The organism is Paracraurococcus lichenis (assembly GCF_030657435.1).
Taxonomy (GTDB): domain Bacteria; phylum Pseudomonadota; class Alphaproteobacteria; order Acetobacterales; family Acetobacteraceae; genus Paracraurococcus; species Paracraurococcus lichenis.
Genome location: NZ_JAUTWS010000347.1, coordinates 1 through 955 on the forward strand (window position 1 = coordinate 1; position 955 = coordinate 955).

Consider the following 955-nt stretch of genomic DNA (forward strand, 5'->3'; position numbering starts at 1 on the left):
TCCGGCAGCAGGTCGGCGTGCTTGCGAAGGCGGTAGCTGGCGCCCTCGATGCGGACGACGACGGCGTGGTGGAGGAGGCGGTCCAGCAAGGCCGAGGCGACCACGGTATCGCCAAAAACCTCGCCCCATTCGGAGAAGCCGCGGTTTGAGGTCAGGATCATCGCGCCCCGCTCGTACCGGGCATTCACCAGCTGGAAGAACAAGTTGCCGCCGCCCGAGGCGACGGTGAGATAGCCGATCTCGTCGACGACCAGCAGCTGCGGCCTGCAGAGAAAGCGGATCCGCTGTCGCAGCATGCCCTCGCGCTCCGCCTTGGCGAGGGAGCCGATCAGTTCAGCAAGAGTGGTGAAGTAGACGCTGCGACCGGCCTTCACCGCCTCGACGGCGAGCGCCAGGGCCAGGTGCGACTTGCCCGTTCCGGGCTGGCCGATGAAGTGGACGACCTCATGGCGATCGACGAAGTCGAGGCCTGCCAGGGTGAGGATGCGGTTGCGGTCGAGGGAGGGCTGGAAGGCGAAGTCGAAACCGGCCAGGGTCTTGACGGTGGTCAGCCGGCCCATCTTGAGCGCGGCCTTGATCCTGCGCCCCTCGCGCAGGGTCAGCTCTTCGCAGAGGAGGGTGTCGATGGCCTCGAGAGCGGAGATCTCGCCGCGCTCAAGCTGACGCAGCAGGTGCTCGAGGACCTCGAGGGAGCGTGGCATCTTGAGGCCGACCAGGTGCTGGCGAATGCGGTCCAGCGTCGCGGGAGCCGTGGCGTTCATCGTGGCAGGTCCCCTGCGGCGAGCCGGCGGCCGATCGTCTCGTAGATGGCCAGCGACCTCGGCGTCACGGTGCCGGGCGAGGCGGCGGGTTGCGCAGGCTCGGCACCACCCTGGCGCGGCGTCATGCTGTTGCGCGGCGGCGGCAGGGTACGGTGGCCCTCGGCGATGCGGCGCTTGCCGCGGCCCTCGAGGAC

The 955-nt window shown here is 69.0% G+C and carries 1 protein-coding gene and 1 pseudogene; both read right to left on the reverse strand.

Annotated features, from left to right (window positions below):
- On the reverse strand, positions 1 to 761 hold a 761-nt coding region (gene istB, locus Q7A36_RS40155), incomplete at its 3' end, for an IS21-like element helper ATPase IstB (RefSeq protein WP_305109385.1).
- Positions 758 to 955 (reverse strand): annotated as a pseudogene (locus Q7A36_RS40160) (hypothetical protein); the annotation flags it as partial. The pseudogene Q7A36_RS40160 and the gene istB, both read right to left, overlap by 4 nt.